17 protein-coding genes are annotated in these 19,379 nt (G+C 45.9%); 8 read left to right on the forward strand and 9 right to left on the reverse strand.

Features of this window, described 5'->3' with window-relative positions; genetic code table 11:
* Window positions 1–120: 120 nt before the first annotated feature.
* The gene (locus tag I5M27_RS07835; protein WP_200505644.1) at window positions 121–804 is read right to left on the reverse strand and encodes a YiiX/YebB-like N1pC/P60 family cysteine hydrolase; all 684 of its coding nucleotides are present in this window, start codon (window positions 802–804) and stop codon (window positions 121–123) included.
* 350 nt (window positions 805–1,154) lie between these two features.
* Between I5M27_RS07835 and I5M27_RS07840 the strand changes: the two genes are divergently transcribed.
* The 5 genes from I5M27_RS07840 (at window position 1,155) to I5M27_RS07860 (ending at window position 6,383) form a co-directional block, all read left to right on the forward strand.
* Complete coding sequence (locus tag I5M27_RS07840; RefSeq protein WP_317193568.1) at window positions 1,155–1,937, forward strand: peptidase-C39 like family protein; 783 nt, start codon at window positions 1,155–1,157, stop codon at window positions 1,935–1,937.
* The gene (locus I5M27_RS07845) at window positions 1,938–3,413 is read left to right on the forward strand and encodes a RimK family protein (protein ID WP_200505645.1); all 1,476 of its coding nucleotides are present in this window, start codon (window positions 1,938–1,940) and stop codon (window positions 3,411–3,413) included.
* Window positions 3,397–4,644, forward strand: coding sequence for a carboxylate-amine ligase (locus tag I5M27_RS07850; RefSeq protein WP_200505646.1), 1,248 nt, complete (start codon window positions 3,397–3,399; stop codon window positions 4,642–4,644). Before I5M27_RS07845 ends, I5M27_RS07850 begins: the two co-directional genes overlap by 17 nt.
* 90 nt (window positions 4,645–4,734) lie before the next feature.
* A complete protein-coding gene (locus tag I5M27_RS07855; RefSeq protein ID WP_200505647.1) occupies window positions 4,735–5,430 on the forward strand; it encodes an N-formylglutamate amidohydrolase in 696 nt (231 codons plus the stop codon).
* A 68-nt stretch (window positions 5,431–5,498) separates the two neighbouring features.
* Entirely contained in the window at window positions 5,499–6,383 is an 885-nt protein-coding gene (locus I5M27_RS07860) for a class II glutamine amidotransferase (protein ID WP_200505648.1), read from the forward strand.
* Window positions 6,384–6,390: 7 nt separating this feature from the next.
* Here I5M27_RS07860 and I5M27_RS07865 read toward each other — a convergent pair whose 3' ends face one another.
* The 3 genes from I5M27_RS07865 to I5M27_RS07875 all read right to left on the reverse strand — a co-directional run bounded on the left by I5M27_RS07865 (window position 6,391) and on the right by I5M27_RS07875 (window position 10,725).
* Window positions 6,391–7,761 carry a glycosyltransferase family 39 protein gene (locus I5M27_RS07865; RefSeq protein ID WP_200505649.1) on the reverse strand — a complete coding sequence of 457 codons (1,371 nt, stop codon included), beginning with the start codon at window positions 7,759–7,761 and terminating at the stop codon, window positions 6,391–6,393.
* Between the two features lie 150 nt (window positions 7,762–7,911).
* Window positions 7,912–8,424, reverse strand: coding sequence for an FKBP-type peptidyl-prolyl cis-trans isomerase (locus tag I5M27_RS07870; RefSeq protein ID WP_200505650.1), 513 nt, complete (start codon window positions 8,422–8,424; stop codon window positions 7,912–7,914).
* A gap of 339 nt (window positions 8,425–8,763) precedes the next feature.
* Entirely contained in the window at window positions 8,764–10,725 is a 1,962-nt protein-coding gene (locus tag I5M27_RS07875) for an AAA domain-containing protein (RefSeq protein WP_200505651.1), read from the reverse strand.
* A 174-nt stretch (window positions 10,726–10,899) separates the two neighbouring features.
* Here I5M27_RS07875 and I5M27_RS07880 point away from each other — a divergent pair, with 174 nt between their 5' ends.
* Complete coding sequence (locus I5M27_RS07880; protein WP_200505652.1) at window positions 10,900–12,231, forward strand: hypothetical protein; 1,332 nt, start codon at window positions 10,900–10,902, stop codon at window positions 12,229–12,231.
* A 68-nt stretch (window positions 12,232–12,299) separates the two neighbouring features.
* On the opposite strand, the gene I5M27_RS07885 is transcribed toward I5M27_RS07880, so the two are convergent.
* The 3 genes from I5M27_RS07885 to I5M27_RS07895 form a co-directional block, all read right to left on the reverse strand.
* Window positions 12,300–12,662, reverse strand: coding sequence for an IS1 family transposase (locus tag I5M27_RS07885; protein ID WP_200505653.1), 363 nt, complete (start codon window positions 12,660–12,662; stop codon window positions 12,300–12,302).
* Window positions 12,652–13,194 carry a coiled-coil domain-containing protein gene (locus I5M27_RS07890; RefSeq protein ID WP_200505654.1) on the reverse strand — a complete coding sequence of 181 codons (543 nt, stop codon included), beginning with the start codon at window positions 13,192–13,194 and terminating at the stop codon, window positions 12,652–12,654. Before I5M27_RS07890 ends, I5M27_RS07885 begins: the two co-directional genes overlap by 11 nt.
* Window positions 13,195–13,274: 80 nt before the next feature.
* Window positions 13,275–15,590, reverse strand: coding sequence for an efflux RND transporter permease subunit (locus I5M27_RS07895; protein ID WP_200505655.1), 2,316 nt, complete (start codon window positions 15,588–15,590; stop codon window positions 13,275–13,277).
* Window positions 15,591–15,703: 113 nt separating this feature from the next.
* Between I5M27_RS07895 and I5M27_RS07900 the strand changes: the two genes are divergently transcribed.
* Complete coding sequence (locus I5M27_RS07900; protein WP_200505656.1) at window positions 15,704–15,910, forward strand: hypothetical protein; 207 nt, start codon at window positions 15,704–15,706, stop codon at window positions 15,908–15,910.
* A 207-nt stretch (window positions 15,911–16,117) separates the two neighbouring features.
* Window positions 16,118–16,912 carry a thymidylate synthase gene (locus tag I5M27_RS07905; protein WP_200505657.1) on the forward strand — a complete coding sequence of 265 codons (795 nt, stop codon included), beginning with the start codon at window positions 16,118–16,120 and terminating at the stop codon, window positions 16,910–16,912.
* Window positions 16,913–17,011: 99 nt separating this feature from the next.
* Here I5M27_RS07905 and I5M27_RS07910 read toward each other — a convergent pair whose 3' ends face one another.
* Window positions 17,012–18,307, reverse strand: a complete 1,296-nt coding sequence (locus I5M27_RS07910) for a hypothetical protein (RefSeq protein WP_200505658.1) — start codon at window positions 18,305–18,307, stop codon at window positions 17,012–17,014.
* Window positions 18,282–19,334, reverse strand: coding sequence for a glycosyltransferase family 9 protein (locus I5M27_RS07915; protein ID WP_200505659.1), 1,053 nt, complete (start codon window positions 19,332–19,334; stop codon window positions 18,282–18,284). The genes I5M27_RS07910 and I5M27_RS07915 overlap by 26 nt, the downstream gene beginning before the upstream one ends.
* Window positions 19,335–19,379 lie beyond the last annotated feature (45 nt).

The raw sequence follows: 19,379 nt of genomic DNA on the forward strand, positions 1-19,379 counted from the left end.
AGAAGTTTCAGTTTCATATTTTAAAAAAATCAGGTATGTTCGGGTAAAACAGCTTACGCAGGAAAATGATTTCAGTAGGAAGCGAAACGCTATAAAAAAGTGTGCCAAAACCCGTGAAAATTAGGATTTAAGCACTTTTTTTCTTTTTGCCGGTTGGCCATAAGGGAAATACATTTTCAGTTTCTTAGAACAGGAAATGCCTCCAGGGTTTAATCCAAGGTCGTTTTGCGGCACGCGCGCGTTCAGTTTCTCAAAATAAGCTATCCAGAGCGGCATTATTTCATTGGTGCCGGGCGTGGCATAAGTCATCGGGAAAAGCGGAAAAATTTCCTGCTGGTTATTGGCGCTTTTGAAAATTTCGTACACCAGCTCCGAGCAATAATAAGCATCGTTGTTCAGGGCGAAAACATCGTCGTAAGGTTTTTTAAGCAGTTTTTCGCCTTCGGTTAAAGCTTTTGGCACCAGTTTCTGATATGGTTTGCGGAGGCGGCCAACGGCAACTTTGGGTTTTTTATCGGTATCGAGCTGGCGGTTCAGGAATTTTTCGAGCGGCGTATAATGCACATCCGGGCCAATGGCTTCCAGCACTAGCACTTCGCCGTTGGGCTGAATTTTTACAATGCCTACGTGCGAAAAATCAGCATTTTTATAGCCGGTCGTTACACTTTCAATGGCCTCGCACATGTCGCCGCAATCCAGATCCTGGAAAAGCAGATCGCCGTTTTTGAGTTTAAAGACCTGCTGCGCCGAAGCCGGAAAAAACGGTAGGCAAAGCAAGGTAAAAAGTAAGAAGCGGAACTGCATATTGCTGGATAGATAAATTTTAGATCGCTACAAAGATAAAGTTTACGCACCGCCGAAACAAAACCCCGGGTTTTTCCTTTCCAAACCATAGCGTTTTGGCCGGAAATTTTTCAGGTAAGAACGACGGAATAATGGAATTGAAAACCTAAGCACGGAAAGTAGCACCCATGAAAAACGCTATGGTTTTGGCGTCTGAAACTCAATCCGGTGCAATTTTCGCAAACCTAAACTCCTCAGCACCATTTACCTGAAGGCCGGAAGCAAGATTTTTTGGTTTAAATTTCAGACTTCCCTTAAAATAGCCGTATAAGGGGAAAAACTGATTTCCGAATTCACGAATACTGTTTGCCGTGCTCGATATAAAACTGCTGAACAAACTTCAGATCCTGACACAACCCGACGATTCTACCTGCGGGCCGACCAGCTTGCACGCCGTTTATCAATATTACCAGGATCAGATCTCGCTGGACGATGTGATAAATGAGGTTTCTTTCCTGGAAGAAGGCGGCACCCTGGCCGTATTACTGGCCTGCCACGCCCTGAAACGCGGTTATAAAGCTAAAATCTATTCTTATAACCTACACGTTTTCGACCCGACCTGGTTTCGGGTTACGAACGATAAAATTATCCGGAACCTGGAAGAACAGCTGCTTTACAAACCCGATCCGAAACTGCAGATGGCTTCCAAAGCTTACATCGAATTTCTGAAACTGGGCGGTGAGCTCAAATGTGATGACCTGACGGCCGAATTGCTGGATAGTTATTTTTCGAAAGGCCAGCCCATTTTAACCGGATTGAGCGCTACGTATTTATACAACTGCGCCCGCGAACGGACCAACGAACGCGACGAGGCCATTTACGACGATGTTCGGGGCGAACCGTTGGGCCATTTTGTGGTGCTTTGCGGCTTTACGCCCGAACGCGACAAAGTAATTGTAGCCGATCCCTATCAGGAAAACCCGTTTTTCCGGAATAACTATTACCAGGTAAAAACCACGCGCCTGATCAATTCCATTATGCTGGGCATGGTTACTTACGATGCCAATCTGCTCATTATCGAGCCGAAAGTTATTGGCGATGATAACAACTCAGTTTTAGAACCCGAAACGTTTACCCAATCATATTCCTCTTAAATGCGCAAAATTGTAATCGTTAATAATCTTAAAGACTGGGATTTTAACATAGACGAAGTAGAAGTAGTAGCTGCGCAAGCATACCTTACCGAGCCCATATACACCGAAATTAAGAACGCCCGCATTTTCAACCTTTGCCGTTCGTATAAATACCAGAGTACCGGTTATTATGTATCGCTTTTGGCCGAAGCCCGCGGCCACCGCGCCATTCCGAACGTAACCACCATACAAGATCTGAAAAGCCAGACCATTGTACGGAGCATCACCAACGAACTGGACGAACTGATCCAGAAAAGTCTGCACGATATTAAAAGCCGGGTTTTTACGCTCAGCATTTATTTCGGGCAGAACGTGGCCAAAAAATACGAGAAACTGAGCAAGCAATTGCACGATCTTTTCCAGGCGCCTTTGCTGCGGGCCGAATTCGTTTTTAATAAAGAATGGATCCTGCATAATATTTCGCCTATTCCGCTGAACGAAGTGCCCGAAAGCCACCACCGCTACCTGAAAGATTTTGCGAAAGCCTATTTTGCGCGCCACCGTTTTACGGGCGCCAAACCAAAAACGAAATGCTACGACCTGGCCATTTTAACCAATCCGCTGGAAAGTGATCCGCCCAGCAACCGCAAAGCTATTCAGCAGTTTATTGAAGCGGGCCAGAGCCTGGGCTTTTCCTGTGAGCTCATCACCAAAGACGATTACAAACGCCTGTCGGAATTCGATGCGCTTTTCATTCGCGAAACCACTTCGGTAAACCACCATACGTACCGTTTTGCCCGCCGCGCGCACGCCGAAGGGCTGGTGGTGATCGATGATCCGGTTTCGATCCTGCGCTGCACGAACAAGGTTTATTTAGCTGAACTGCTTTCCAAAGCGCGGGTACCCATTCCCAAAACCATGATCATTCACAAAGAAAACCGCGACCAGGTAATAACCGAACTCGGCTTGCCGGTGGTACTCAAAAGGCCGGACAGTTCTTTTTCGCAGGGCGTGGTAAAAGTAACCGACGAGGCGGGCCTGAAAAAAGAACTCGACCACATGCTCGAGCTTTCGGACCTGGTGATCGGGCAGGTTTTTATGCCTACGGATTTTGACTGGCGCGTGGGAATTCTGGATAAGCAACCGCTTTACGCCTGCAAATATTACATGGCCAAAGACCATTGGCAGATCTATAACTGGGAGGGCAAGAAAAGTGAAGTTTCCGGCAACGCCGAGACCTTTCCGATCGGGGAGGTTCCTTTCCACGTGATGCATACGGCCCTGAAAGCGGCCAACCTGATCGGTGACGGTTTGTATGGCGTAGACCTGAAGGAAATAAACGGTCAGGCTTACGTAATTGAAGTGAACGATAACCCTAGCATCGATCATGGGTACGAAGATCTGTTATTGAAAAAAGATCTTTACCTGAGCATCATGAAATCAATTAAAAGAAGGATCGAAATTCAAAAGAATATTCCCAATGAGCAAGCCTCGTAAACCGCTGCATTTATTTGAAGCCTACGGCGTGGAAATGGAATACATGATCGTGAAAAACGACACGCTGGAAATTCTGCCCATTACCGATAAAGTGATCTACGATGTAGCCGGCCAATTCGACTCGGATGTGGAGCTCGGGGATATGGCCTGGAGCAATGAACTGGTGCTTCACGTGATCGAATTAAAAACCAACGGCCCCGCCGTATCGCTGGAAGGTTTATCCGGAAAATTCCAGGTGCAGGTAGCACACATCAATCAGCTGCTAGAAAAATATAACGCCCGTTTACTGGGCAGCGGTGCGCACCCGTTCATGGATCCGTTCCGGGAAATGTGTTTGTGGCCGCACGATTACAACCAGATCTACGAAGCTTATAATAAGATCTTCGATTGCCGCGGACACGGCTGGGCTAATTTGCAAAGCACGCATCTGAACCTGCCGTTTGCCAACGACGACGAATTCGGTAAGCTGCACGCCGCCATCCGGGTTTTACTACCCCTTATTCCGGCTCTGAGTGCATCTTCGCCTATTCTGGATAACCGGGTTTCGGGGTTTGCCGATACGCGCCTGGAAGTGTACCAGAGCAACCAGAAACAGATCCCGAGCATTGCCGGTAAAGTTATTCCGGAACGGGTTTTCAGCAAGGCAGAATACGAACAGAAGATCTTTAAAAGAATCTATGCCGATATTGCGCCTTACGACGAAGACGAAATTCTGCGCGACCAGTTCCTCAATTCCCGCGGCGCCATCGCGCGTTTCGACCGCGGTGCGATCGAGATCCGGATCATCGATATACAGGAATGCCCGCAGGCCGATATTGCCGTTCTGAACGCCGTGGTAGAGACGCTGAAAAAACTGGTTGCTGAAAAATGGACTTCGCTGGAGGAACAGAAAAAGTGGCACGAAAACGACCTGGCCGAAATTTTCTGGAACGTGGTAAAGCACGGGCAACAAGCTGAAATAAGAAACGCCGGTTATCTGCAGTTATTCGGGTATGACAAAGCCGGAAGCTGCACGGCTTCGGAATTATGGCAACACCTGTACGATTCCGTTTTAGTTTCCACCATTACTGATGAAAACACGAAAGCCGCTTTAACTTTTATCCTCCAAAACGATACCCTTTCGGCCCGAATTGTAAAAGCTTTAAAGGGAAATGCCTCGGCGGAAAATATTAAAAACGTGTATGCGCAATTAACCGATTGCCTGAAAAACGGGAAGCAGTTTTTAGCTTAAAAAGGATAGCGTTTTGAATAAAGGAAAATCTTTAAACCTCACCGGTGTTTCAAAGCCGGTGAGGTTTTTCTACTTCAAAAATTAATTGCAATGCAAAAGATCCTGATCACCTGCGAGCACGGCGGACGCGAAATTCCGGAAAAATACGGACCTTATTTTCAGGCGCACCAGCCACTGCTGGAAACGCACCGCGGCTGGGATATTGGAGCACTGGAACTTTATAAAAAACTGGTGGCCGCGGGCGCTGATGCTTCCTTTTTCTCGGAAACCAGCCGCCTGCTGGTAGAGTTAAACCGGTCGCTGCATCACCCCAATTTGTTCTCGGACATTACCCGCCAGACGGCCGAAGTAGAGCGGGAGGCCATTCTGGAAGCGCATTATCATCCGTACCGGAAGCAGGTTGAAAACGCCATTCAGACTTTTATTTCCCAAAAACATAGCGTTTTGCATTTGTCGGTGCATTCGTTTACGCCGGAGCTGAACGGAGAGATCCGAAACGCCGATATTGGCCTGCTTTACGACCCACAACGGAACACAGAAAAGGAATTTTGTGCCCGCTGGAAACAGGAATTTGAGAAGTTGGATACGGGTTTAAAAGTCCGCTTTAATTATCCGTACCGCGGCACAGCCGATGGCTTTACTACGCATTTGCGCAAGCTGTTTCCGGATGAAAAATACGGCGGAATTGAGCTGGAAGTAAATCAGAAATTTCCGCAAGGCGATAAAAAAAATTGGGAAAAAGTACAGCAAATTATCATGCAAAGTTTTTATGCAGCCGTAAAATAATATTTACGAATTAGAATGCTTTATCACAATTCAGGATTCTTAATTCTTAAGTCCTAATTAAAGTTGCCATGTGCCGATTTGTAGCCTACATCGGGAAGCCGATCATGATGTATGATCTGCTTTTCAAGCCGAAGAACTCGCTTATAAACCAAAGCGTAAAAGCGCACGAAGCCGAAGAACCTTTGAACGGCGACGGGTTTGGTATAGGTTGGTATACGCCGGAAGCCAATGATATGCCAGGGCTTTTTGTTTCGGTACGACCTGCCTGGAACGACCGGAATTTAAAATACATCGCGCCCAAAATCGTTTCCGATTGCATGTTTGCGCACGTGCGCGCCGCTTCCATTTCACCCGTAAACGAACTGAATTGTCACCCGTTTCATTACGGAAATTACCTGTTCATGCATAATGGCGACATTGAAGGGTTTCCTAAAATAAAGCGGGAAATGGTGCGGCACCTGCCCGAAAATATTTACGCCAACATAGAAGGACTTACCGATTCGGAGCATTTGTTCGCTTTATTTCTGCACCAGCTGGAAAAACAACGTTCCAAAGACCTGCCCACTAAAATTGCGAACGCGCTGGAAGATGCCATTGTAGATGTGGAAGAAATTAAAGCGCGTTTGAAAGTAAAAGAACCCAGTTATATAAATGTCTGCGTAACCGACGGCGATACCATTGTGGCGGTAAGGTATGTTTCTGATCTCAGCCTGGAGGCTCCTACGTTGTATTATTCAGAAGGCGCGGCTTATACCTGTGAAAACGGTATCTGCCGGATGAAAAAAAGTAAAAACGATTTCGATAAAGCGGTACTGATCGTGTCGGAAAAATTAACGCGTTACCGTTCCGACTGGCACGAAATTCCGGTAAATCACATGGTTACGGTTAACCGGAAACTGGAAGTGAACGTTTCGGTTATTCAACGCACGCTGAATACTGCCGCCGGTTTTTAAAGCATAATTAATGGTTATTAACCTGGAGAAATTCAGCTGCCTTATTTTCTTTTTTTCTTTTCTTTTGCCAGAAATAGTCGGCGCAGAAAACGGTGGCAAAAACGAGTAAAAACCACACCGGTTCCTTAAAACGGGCACAACCAATTGGGCCGGGTGCGGCAGCCATGTAACCCATAAGCAGTACTGCAAAAATTCTGAGAGCGAGGTTCTGTTTCCGGAGGAAAAACGCCCAGAAAGCAAATGCCAGCGCCGTAATTACATTCGCGGCAAAGATCAAAGCCATATAAATGGTAAGGCCCAACGGAATTTTGGAGAAATAATTGAAAATGCCGGAAAATCCGTGTTCACGCACTTCGTTAAAGAATCCGAATTCGGTTTTGGTTTGCAAAGGCGGCAGAAAATTAACCAAATCGTAACGCCCCGGATCAAGAAAGAAATTGATCGCGCCGCGGAAATGCAGCCATGCATAAAGCCCGATATTTGCTTTGATAATGGCGTAACTTTCCTTTTCAATATGCTTTAAACGTGCTTCCAGGTTGGCATAATCGGCATCGGTCTGGTTAATTTTTTTTACGATGGCTTTGGCCGAATCGATTCCGTGCAGGTGCGTGAGCAAAGTTTGGGTGTTGTAATCGGAGAGGTTGTAGGTTTTTATGGAAGTATAATGGAAATAACCTGTAACCTGCTGGTTGTAAAAACACAATGCTGCAATGGTAAACGGCATAATAAGGCTTTGCAGCAGCAGTATTTTCTGGCGGTTTTTCCAGACCAGATAAGCCATAAAAAGCAGGTTTGGCAGCCAGAAATAAACCAGCACGGGTTTGGTTAATACCGAGAAAGCCAGCAAAATATTATAAAGCAGCATCCACCGCGGGTTCGGGGTTTGCAGGTATTTTACCAGGCAGAAAAATGCCCAGAATAAACCGGTTTCAAACACCAGCTCGCTCATCACCATGTTGGTATAAACCAAACGGGTAGGGAATAGGAGCATGGCAAAAAAGAGAATTCCGTGCAGGTAATTTTTCGGGAGTTTTACATCTTTCATCAGCCAGACTAAACCGGTAAAATTGATGAAAGCCAGCGCATTCTGGAAAAGCAAAATGGCAAAATGCGAAGAGGAAACCTGCTGGATCAGATAGATGAGATACCCGTAAACCGGCGTCCGGAGCGTCCACATCTGGAGGATAAAGGGCTGTTGCCATTTCCAGGAATAGAGGCTGCCGTGGTTTTTAATGTTTTCGGCCTGGTATAAATATTCCTGCGAGTCGGTGAGATACAGGCTTTTGTAATGCAGCGCCAAACCAAAAAACAGGATCTGCAAAACCAGGGCGCCCAGCAGAACAGGATAATGTTGCTTTAGAAAATTACGGAATTCCATGCCCGAAAATAAACAATATCCGCAAGTAAAGGGCAAAATAAAACCGGAAGCTTATTCAAACTTCCGGTTTTGCAATTACTTTTCAGGTTCAAAACGCTACCGTTTTTTACTTAAAAAGTCTTAAGTCTTAAATCCTGATACCTGGGTCTGTTAGTGATGATGACCACCGGCACCGTGTACGTGGCCATGCGAAATTTCTTCTGCAGTAGCTTCGCGCACTTCTTCTACCGTTCCTTCGAAGAACATAGCCATACCGGCTAACGGGTGGTTGAAGTTCATTTTTACTTCGGTTTCGCCAATTGCTTCTACTTTGCCTTGCAGCTGGTTTCCTTCAGCATCAGACATGGGCAGGAAGTTGCCAACCTGCAGCATTTCGTCGTCAATTTTGCCATCTACTTCAAAAACTGCTTTCGGAATAGAAACGATCGCATTTTCGTCCGGATGGCCGTAACCTTCTTCGGCTTCGAGTTTAAATTTAAAGCTTTCGCCTTGTTCTTTTCCTTTCAGGTACTCTTCAAATTTATCGGGCAAGCCGCCGGCGCCAAACAAAAACACCATCGGATGCTCTTTTTCGGCCGTTTCCACTAATACGTGTTCGCCGGTTTCGTCTTGTACTTTAAGCTCGTAGGTGAGCGAAACCACGGTGTTCTCGCTGATCTTCATAATTAGGTCGTTTTTTTCAAAGGTAGGGGCTTAATTAATAATTAAAAATTAATAATTAAGAATTTTAGATTTGGTAAACGGAATTTTCGGGATTTGGATTTATTGATTTGAAAATTAAAAAAAAAGGAAATGAAGGATTTTATTAACGTGCTCAATAATTTCATATTTCCGGTCATTCCGAGCGAAGTCGAGGAAACTAACGCGTACCGTTTCTGCATTAAAGCAAATCAAAAATCTGAATATTAGAAATTTGAGCGACTAACCGATAAATTCCCCTGTAATTCCCCATAAGTTTCTTCGACTTCGCTCGGAATGACGCAAAAAACTAATCACTAATCACTATTCACTAATAAACTCCCACGCACTTTTATAAGCGCCGATGTCTTCGGTATATTCCACGAATTCCTTGTAGAACGGGTCGTAGGTTAAAGTCGCACTGTCGCCGATGATCACGAGTTTTTTGCGGGCGCGGGTCATGCCTACGTTCATGCGGCGGATATCAGCCAGGAAACCAATTTCGCCGCGGTCGTTGCTGCGCACCATGCTTATGTAAATAATGTCGCGTTCCTGACCCTGAAAACTATCTACGGTGCCAATGGAAAGCAATTTTTTTGTAACCAATTCCTGTAATTGCAGGATCTGTTCGATCTCATCTTTCAGGTAATTGATCTGCGCGCGGTACGGGGAAATAATGCCGATTTTCAGCGGATTTTCCATACCGTTTTCAGCTTCATTTGCCGGAAATTGTTCGAGCAGGATCTGCAAATGTTTGATCAGCAGATCGGCTTCTTCGGGGTTAGCCACGCTGCTGGTTTCGGAAAATGCCTGTTCGTTATAACCGCAGCCGGCCGTATCTACATATTCTACCGCAAAGCCTTCGGTGAAAGCCGGGTTAAAATGGTGCAGATCCGAAAAATGTACCGACTCATGCGCCTGTAATTCCCCGCCGTAGAATTGCCGGTTCGAGAAATTCATGATCTGGTGGTGCATGCGGTACTGCGTTTTCAGCATCACGGCTACATCGGGTTGGCGCGCAATGCATTTTTCGAACAGCGTTTTGCTTAAACCCAGCCGCTCGGCTTTTTCCGATTTTACGGTTGGAGGCAACTGAAAATGATCGCCGGCTAAAACCACGCGGCTTGCGCGCGTTACCGGGATCCAGCAGCCCGGTTCAAGGGCCTGCGCTGCTTCGTCTATAAAAACGGTATCGTAGGTCAAGTGCCGGATCACGCGGTTAGCCGAACCAACCAGGGTACAGGTAATTACCTGCACCCGGCTTAAAAGATCGTCGGTAATGTAACGCTCAATTTCGTCGGCTTCCTGCAGCATCATTTTGCTTTCTTCCTTCAGCAAACGGCGCTGTTCGCGTTCCTCCCAGCCAAATTTGCGCTTGTGCTGAAAAGCCATGCCCTTGTATTCTTCGGCGTTCCGGCGGAGCAATTTTAAATGCTTGTAATCGCGGTGGTTCATGATCTGCGCATCCAAAGTATGCTGCAAAAGCATTTCCGAAACCCGCGAAGGGTGGCCGATGCGGATCACGTTTACGCCCTGCTCGGCAATTTTTTCGGTTAAAAGATCTACGGCCGTATTACTGGGCGCACAAACCAGCAGCCGTTTTTCGGTTTCTAAAGTGCGTAAAACGGCCTGTACCAACGTAGTGGTTTTTCCGGTCCCCGGCGGGCCGTGAATGATGGCTACGTCTTTGGCGGCTTCAATATTTTTTACGGCTTCGTTCTGCGAATCATTCAATTGCGGAATGGGGCGGAAGGGAAGGTTTGCTTTGAAAGATGCCGGCTGCGCACCATAAAGCACATCGCGTAAATGCGCCAGTTTCGTGCCTTCAGTTTCAATGGTTTTCTTCAGCGCAAATTCCATCTCCTTGTAACTCATTTCATCGAAGGTCAGGTCGATGCCGAGTTTGCCTTCATAGATCCAGTCGGGGAGGTCTTCTTTGTTGGTGGCCAGCGTAAGTTTATTGCGCTTCAGCGTCATGATCACGCCGTTGAGCTGGAAATTATTGTGGCCCTGATCGTTGTGCGAATTCGTAAAAATGGAAGCGGCTTTACCGGTCTGGAATAAATGCAGCTGGTCGCGGCCACCCTGGCGTTCAATTTCTACCACCGTTTTGCCGCCGAAACCAATTTCGGTTTTGGTGATCGTGATGGGGTACCAGCACAAGCCCATTTTCTTGCGTTCGGCGATCGGTGATTTGGCGCTTTTAAGTTTATATTGTTCCAGGTCTTCCTGCTGCTCCATTTTGAGCAGGACCTGTACCTGGCTTAATTCTTCTTGTACGGTCATTTAATCTGATGCAAAGTATCGCAGGTGCGCGAATGGATTATTAGTTTTAAGATAAAAAACGATACGGTTTCCGGGTATAAAAGTAAGGTTTATTTTTCTGGCCTGGCTGACATTTCAGGGTTTTCAACCTTAAAATATCTGCTTAACTTGCAACGCTTTGTTAATATTACAGGTGTGAAATCGAAACTCATTATAGTTATTTTTGCTTTTGTAGCCTTCGCGGTGGTACTATCCCGGGGCATTAAAGCAGATGACGTGTTAAGCTGGGATAAATCGGGTTATTATCTTTATCTGCCAGCAACCATTATTTACCAGGATCTTACAGATTACCAGTTTTACCGCACCAAAGGCAAGGAAAATAATTTAACGGGCGGCGAAGAAAACTACGGGTTAAGAAAACTTCCGAACGGAAAATCGCTCAATAAATATCCGGTTGGCGTTGCTGTTATGCAATTACCATTTTTTCTGATTGCCCATGGCTACGCTTCGGGTTCGCCAGATTACTTAGCCGACGGTTATGTTTATCCCTATATTGTGGCCGTAGTGGTCAGTAATATCTTTTGGGTGGTTGCGGGCCTGATCTTTTTGCGAAGCTTTCTTCGCATTTATTTTCCTGAAAATGCCGTATTCCTAACGCTGCTGGCAATTGCCTTCGGAACGAATCTTTATTACTACACGGCTTATGATCAGGGCATGAGTCACCCGTATTCCTTTTTTTTGTTTGCGGCCGTGCTTTGGTTAACCGAAAAATATTACAACAACTTTAAATTACGGCATCTGCTTTTGTTAGGGCTCACGCTTGGCCTGATCACTATAACCCGGCCGGTAAATCTGCTGGTTATTTTAATTCCGCTTTTCTGGAAGGTGCATGATTTGGAAAGCCTGAAAGCCCGATTTCTTTTTCTTTTAAATAACAGCCGGAAAATCCTCTTAGCGGGCTTTTTGTTCTTCCTGGTTATATGCATTCAGCTTAGTTACTGGAAATTTGTAACCGGGAACTGGATCTACTACTCCTACGAAAATGAAAGATTCCTTTTCAACGATCCGGAAATAATAAACGGCTTGTTCAGTTACAAAAAAGGCTGGTTCATTTATACCCCGATCGCCTTTCTGAGCTTCATTGGTTTGATCTTTTTATGGAAGCAGTACCCGAAGTTTATTCCGGCGCTAGTCTTGTTTTTCAGCCTGATGATCTACGTGGTATTCTGCTGGTCGATGTGGTTTTATGGCGGAAGTTTTGGTTGCCGACCCCTGATCGAAACACTGCCATTCGTGGCAATTCCGCTTGCGGCAGTTTGTTGCTATGCTTTCTGGGTTCGAAATTATTTTATAAAAATTTCCCTGGTCACGCTAATCGTTTTGCTGGTAGGGCTCAATTTATTCCAGAGTTACCAGTATTCGATCAACATTATTCACTGGGATTCCATGACGAAAGAATATTATTGGAGAGTTTTTGGCAAGCAGGAAATAAACCACGAAGAATTGAAACAATACCTGAGAAACTAACCAAAAGCCTTTCTTAAGAATACCATAGGATCGACAAAATTCAGCCGTACAGTTTTTTGTTTTCCTTTTTACCCGGCAAACTTCTTGCCGCAGCTTTCGCATTTAAAAACCTGGGTTCCGGCAAAGTAAATCTTCTGCCAGAACGGTAGGGTTTTAACTTTCAAAACTGCTTCTGAGCGGCACCCCGGGCATTTTAGCATCAGCCGGGCAACCGCCACTTCATGCCTGAATTTTTCGGCAATTCCGGTGGCAGTTTCCTGATTTTCTTCCGCTACCAAAAGTTGAAAGAACTGGCCTTCGCCAAAGGGAATGGAAGGCGGGCCGCAGCTTTTAACCAAAGCAGGAATGCCGGCTTCCTCCAGGTCGTTAAAAAGCAAAATGCCTTCCTCATAACTTAAATAGGAGGCTGCACAAACAAGTTTACTTTCCATGTTTCCGGTTTAGTTTTCCGCGCAGCCGGATGATGTAGAGCAGTAAAAACAAGGCCACCAGCGTAGCAAAAACCGTGATCATATCGTGTTCGGTTTTGGCGGCTTTCACATCCTTTACCCGGTCTTCCAGTTCGGCAATTTTTCTCAAACGCTGCTGGTCGCGGGTTTCCAGGTTGGCAACCTGGCGTTTCAGTTCGAAGATATTGTCCGAAATATTGCGCGTATCGGCTTTGCGTTCGGTCTGCAATTTTTCAGTTTTCACCGTCAGGTCGGCGTTGCGTTTTACGTAGCTGGCCTGCACGTTATTAATAATTTCGGTGTCTTTCTGAATGATTGCCTTCAGGTTATCGATGATCTTCATCAGATCCTTTTTCGATTTTTTGCCCCAGAAATTGCTGTTCTGCGCATTCAGGTAATTGTATTCTTTTATTAATTCCTGGCGTTCAATGATCAGGCGCTGGTACTCGTCGTTCTGCGCAAAAGCAAAAAAACAAACTAAAAACAGGCAGCAAAAGCTGGTAAATTTCTTCATAAAAAGGCTATGCTTTGGCGACTAAAAAGTCGGGTAAGGATTTAATTTCCGAAGTTAATTAAAATAATGAACGCATACGGTTAAGGAACCAATTCGCGTTGCAACTCGGGAGTTTTTTCCTTCAAAACCATACCGTTTTTCTTCTGTTTTGCCGGTTTATAGAAATACAAGAGCAGTACCGGCAGTAAAAATATTTCGGCGGCAATGCCAAAGATCAGGGTTAAGCCAATAAGCAAACCCGTGTAAAACGTGCCATCGAAACTTGAAAAAAGCAAGGTAAAAAAGCCGCAGACCAGGATGCCGGAATTAATGATAATGGCTTTGCCGGCGTGTTTAAACGTGTAGCGAACTGCTTTGAAAACCGATGGTTCCTTGAGCGTAACCAGCTTGAATTTGCTTACAAAGTGAATGGTATCATCAATGGCAATGCCGAAAGCAATGGTGAAAATGATGGAAGTGGAAACTTTCATGTTGATGCCGAAAAGCCCCATTACGGCTCCGATCATCAGAATCGGGATCAGGTTTGGGATAATGGTAATAATGGCCATGCGGAAGCTGCGGAATAAACCCAGCGCGATCAGCACCACGATCAGGATATCGGTTCCCATTCCCAGCATCATATTGGTAGTCAGGTCTTCGCCGTTTTTATCCATCAGCAAAGCGGTGCCGGTAAGCCTGGTCTGCAGCAATTCAGGGTCGGTATTTTTAGCCATGAATGCGTTTAATTCGGCATTCATGATCTTCGCCTTGGCGCTGCCTACGTCGGGCATTTTTCCGGTGAGCCGCCCGCTTTTTCCATCTTCGGCGATCAGCGCTTTCAGGTCATCTTTTTTTGCCAGTAATTTTAGTTTGGAAGTAAGGCGTTGGAGTTGTTTTTCAGTTTCCGGAAGTTTAAAATAAGCGTTGCCGCCGCCGTTAAAACTCCGGTTCAGGGCTTTTACCACCGTTACCGGCGAAGTCATAAAATTAAGGCCGTAAGTTTGGCTTAAATACGTTTCTATTTCTTCGGTTTCGCGCAGCGTTTCCAGGTCGTAAAGCGTTTTTCCGGGCGCCGCTTCCAAGTGCATTTCAAACGGACGAACGCCCGCAAATTTTTCTTCGAAATAAAAGAAATCCTGCTTCACCGGGTCATCGTCCGAAAGGTCTTCCAGGAACGTGGAATTAATGGTAATGCGCGAAATTAAAGCTACTGAAATAAGCACAAAACCCGCCGAAACGTACAGGATCAACCGTCGGCGCAGCACCACTTTCCGGAACAGATTTCCCAAAATATCGAACCAGCTGCGGCCGCTCTTGGAAGGGCGGTGCATCTTTGGTTTATCGAGCAGAATCATCATGGCCGGCAAGAGCGAGTAAGCCAGCACGAACGTAAGCAAAACCGAAGTTCCGGTATACAAACCAAAATTACTGATCGGCCCGATGGGCGAGGTTACCAACGAGAAAAAGCCAACCGAAGTGGTAATGGAAGTTAACAGCGAAGCAAAACCGGATTCTTTTAAGGTAATTTTTATGGCCTGCATTTTTGGTGTGCCGAAGTCAATTTCGGTTACGTAACGCGTTAAAATATGCATCACGTCGCTCATGCCCACCACAAACATCATGGTTGGTAATAGCACCGTCATAAGATCAATGGAAGCGCCGAAAAATTTCATGATCGCCAGCGCCCAGATAATGGCAAACAACACCACGATAAGCGGCAAAGCCACGCCCCACCAGGTGCGGAAAGTAAGCCATAAAACCACCACCAGCAACACAATGGCCGCCGACATAAAAATAGCCAGTTCTTCCTGCATCCGGTCCACGAAGATCGATTCGGCCACCGCTTTTCCGGCCACGTGCGTTTCGGTAAGTTTCAGGCGCTGCATTTCGGCATGCACGTTTTGCATCAGGGTATCGGCGGGTAGTTTGAGCAGGTTCGGCGTCGTTTTCAAAGCAATGGAAACGGATTTGCCATCTTGCGAGAAAAAGCTGTTCACTAAACCCGGCGTCTGGAAGATCAGGGCAGAATCGGTTTTCAGTTTTTCCGGTTCGTAAGGGTGCAGATACGGAATTTCGAAAACGCCGAAGCTTTCTATTACCGGATTTTTAAGCGTAGTGGGTGATACCACTTCTACGATGTGCCGCTGCTTTTTCAGGAATTGGGAAAGGGTATCGATCCTGGCTAAAAAAGTCGGCTCGAAAACCGATCCCGGCGCATCGATTCCGAGCAGAATATAGTCGTTGTCGTTACCAAACTGGCCACGGTATTCGTTGTAATACGCCAGATCCGGGTCGCCCTCGGGAAAGAAGTGGTCGAAATCGTAATCGAACTGCAACTGGGAGGCGTGGTAGGCGTTAAAACCGGTTATGGCCAGAACGAAGGCAATAACCAGGAAACAGAACTTTTTATAGGGCATCTGATCAAAAAAAACGGCCAAAAACTATCTCTTAAACCGGAAACTTTCGTTACTTTTACAAAGTTAACAACCCAAGCCTAAAACTATTTGTTTCATTTAATAATCATCAGCTCATGAAAAAGTTAACACTTGCTATCGCCCTTTTTGCATTTGTTGGTACAGCGTCTGTAAGCGCAGCGGTAACCAAAGAAGGTGAGAAAACCGAAAAGGCCGAAAAAACCGAGAAAAAAGAAAAGAAATCTAAAAAAGCCAAATCCTGCGCTCCGGGCGAAGGTTCTGGTGCAAAGTCTTGCTGCAAGAAAAAAGAAGCAAAAGCTTAATTCTGTCAGCTGAAACAGACGGCAATAAAAATTTACATTTAGTACAAATGGTAGCGTAGGGCTTAAGCTTTACGCTACTTTTTTGCTTTAAAAGCATATCGTTTTCCCGCTTGATGTGAAGGCCATACCCGAAATTTGATCAAAAACAATCTTGCTTTTGCCGAATAATTTTCGAATTTTCACATCCCCAAATTTTAAAATTTCCCCATGAAGCAATATCTGGACCTCATGCAGCATATTCTGGACAACGGAACCAAGAAAGAAGACCGTACCGGCACCGGCACGATCAGCGTTTTCGGGTACCAGATGCGGTTTAATTTGCAGGAAGGTTTTCCGCTGGTTACTACCAAAAAAGTGCATTTAAAAAGCATCATCCACGAATTGCTGTGGTTTTTGAAAGGCGAAACGAATATTCAGTACCTCAAGGAAAACGGTGTAAGCATCTGGGACGAATGGGCCGATGAAAACGGCGAATTGGGTCCGGTGTACGGTTCGCAGTGGCGCAGCTGGCCTACGCCCGACGGCGGCCATATCGACCAGATCCAGCAGGTGGTGAACCAGCTCAAAAACAACCCGGATTCCCGGAGAATAATAGTTAGTGCCTGGAACGTAGCGGAAATCAACAACATGAAACTGCCGCCTTGCCACGCTTTTTTCCAGTTCTACGTAGCCGAGGGCAAACTTTCCTGCCAGCTCTACCAACGCAGCGCCGATACGTTTTTAGGCGTGCCATTCAACATTGCTTCGTATGCGTTACTAACCTTAATGATGGCCCAGGTATGCGACCTCGAACCGGGAGAATTCATTTGGACCGGCGGCGATACGCATTTGTACAGCAACCATATTGAACAAGCCGAACTACAATTAACCCGCGAGCCAAAACCGCTGCCGCAAATGAAACTGAACCCGGAAGTAAAAGATATTTTCGGCTTTAAATACGAAGACTTTAAACTGGAAAATTACGAAAGCTGGCCGGCCATTAAAGCCCCGGTAGCAGTTTAATTCTTCGCAGCAAACACGCAGTAAAAACCCGGTAAGCTGTTAAAGCTTACCGGGTTTTTTAGTTTAAAAATGGTAGGGAAATTAAGGTAAAAACTGCTGCTATTTTACGAGCCAGGTATACCCGAAACCATATTTTATGTATAAGTCCCACACCTGTTGGGAAAGTGCCATAAAAGCCACGTACCCTATAAAAAGCACATGAAAGCCCTGGTGTAACCGGTTCTTTTCCTGCCATGCTTTTTGCAATAACGGCCAGTAGGCTACCAGGCCATAGCCTACTATAAAACCATAGAAAAGTCCGATGTTGCGGGTAGTAAAAACGTGTACCAGAAAGTGCTGCGACATCGCCACGCTCCAGCTTAAACCGGCCAGCAACAGCACCAGCACAATTCTGAACATTTGTTTATCTTCCACTTTTAACTTCCTCAAACCCAGGTAACTTAAAAGCAGCAGGGCAAAGCCCGGAATTAAAAAATAACGTTCTATCCGGTTTAGCCACTTCAGCGGAATAATGGCGTAATCCTGCCAGTTCAGGGTTCTTTTTAGTTCGTTGTGGGTATCAGCAGCCTGACCAACGGTACGTAAGGCCACAGCATCGGTCATATCTTTTAACGCCGCCTGAAAAGAACCGAAAAGCAAGATATTCTGGTAGAAATGCAAACCAAAACCGGCCACGGCGGCAAGACCCAGCACAATGGTCTCGCGGGTAAAAATGTTGCGGCTGTAAATAATAGAAAACCCGACTACAACTACGGCCAAAAATAAGATCGGCTCCATAGACACATTTGCGGCGGCAATGTAAACGAGGCAAAGCACTCCCAGCAACCAAACCGGCCGGTTACGTTGGTAATACAAATAAAGGCCATAAACAAAAAGCCACTTCAGCACTTCTTCGTACATGTGTTTGTGCAGGTTATCGGCCCAGGCCAGAAAATAATTACTCAGCACAATTATGGCCGCCGAAAGGAAGGCCGCTTTTTTATCGGGCAACATGCGGCTTAGCATGTGGAAAATAAGAAAGAACCAGCCAACCGAAATCAGCATGGGGAAAATGCGCAACCACTGCGGATTGGTAGTATCTAAGATTTTAGCGTAAAAACCAGCAAGAATATCGGGCAGGGCCGGGTAGTGCGTGTAAATATCGTATTGGGTATCTGCCTTGCCCGATTCGTAATTATGGACCGGCAGCCACTTGCTTACATTAAATCCGTGGTCGTAAAAGTACTGCAGCGCCGAATGCGTATTGATCTCGGAGAAATGGTCGCCCCGAATAAAATTCCGGCCACCTTCAGAATTGTAAAGCGGAACAAAAATGATGCGCCAGCCAATAAGCGAAAAGCAAAAAATGAATAAGATCAGTTTTATTACTTTAGGCGACAGGCGCATATTCGGCATGTTTAATATTGGTTAAAAGGGTTTGAAGGGAAAGGCAGATGTTTGCCGGTAATATATTTTTCATGCAGTGGTTATCACCGCCGCAAGGCAAAACTTCGGTATGGTGAATGCAGGGCGAACAAGCCACGGCCAGATATTCTACCAGATGCCGTCCGCTTTTTAATTCTTCGGCGCTGACCAGGTGTTCCGGCCGGGTTGGTCCCCAGAGCGATAAAGTAGGCAGGCCAAGTTTCCGGGCAATGTGGTTCGGGGCACTGTCTATGCTTAACATTACCGCACAATCCTGGTAAAGGAACTGGTAATAATCGCGGAAGCTTTTTTTGCCGGCAATGTTTTCAATTCCACTTTGTTTATCGGCAAGATATTGGCGCACGAAAAGGTCGTTGGCCTGGGCATCTTCCGGTCCGCCGGTCAGGGCTATCCGGTAATTTGTATTTTCCAGGATCCAGCGACAAACCGCAGCCAGGGTATCCCAGGGGAGTTTACGTTCCAGGCTTAGATCACTACAGGTGTTATTGATGGCCAGGTAAGGTTTTGAAGCTTCATTTTTACGGCCAGCCGGATCGAATCCCGGGAAATAAAACGTTTCCTTTTCGGTAATACCTAAAGTTCTGGCAATGGAAAAGTAATTTTCTTCTACAGAACTGAACTGGTTGAAATAGACATTATGGGTGTTGAGGTGGTTACGAAAATGAACACGGCTAAGTAGAAAACCAAAGCGGTTCGGCGCCAAGGTCCAGAGCGAAAAAATAGTAGTAAGCCGGGAATAAACCTCCAGATCTATTACCCATAGGTTCTTTAATTTCCAGGTCCGGAATAAGATCCCAATTCCGCTTTTTGCTAAAGTGAAAAAATTTTTATCGTTGGTGCTCCAGATCTCATCGAATAAGCCAAGGGGTTCTATGCCGGCTTTTACGCCTTTACTTGCCAGCAGCACCATGCGGGCCTGCGGATATTTTTTCCGGATAGCCAGTAAACTATCTGAAGCCAGGATAACGCTGCCTAAACCTAATATTTTTATTACCAAAATTGTCTGGGGAGGGTTTTTAAGACTATGGTCCCGTTTTAAAAT

Source organism: Adhaeribacter terrigena (assembly GCF_016623615.1).
GTDB lineage: Bacteria > Bacteroidota > Bacteroidia > Cytophagales > Hymenobacteraceae > Adhaeribacter_A > Adhaeribacter_A terrigena.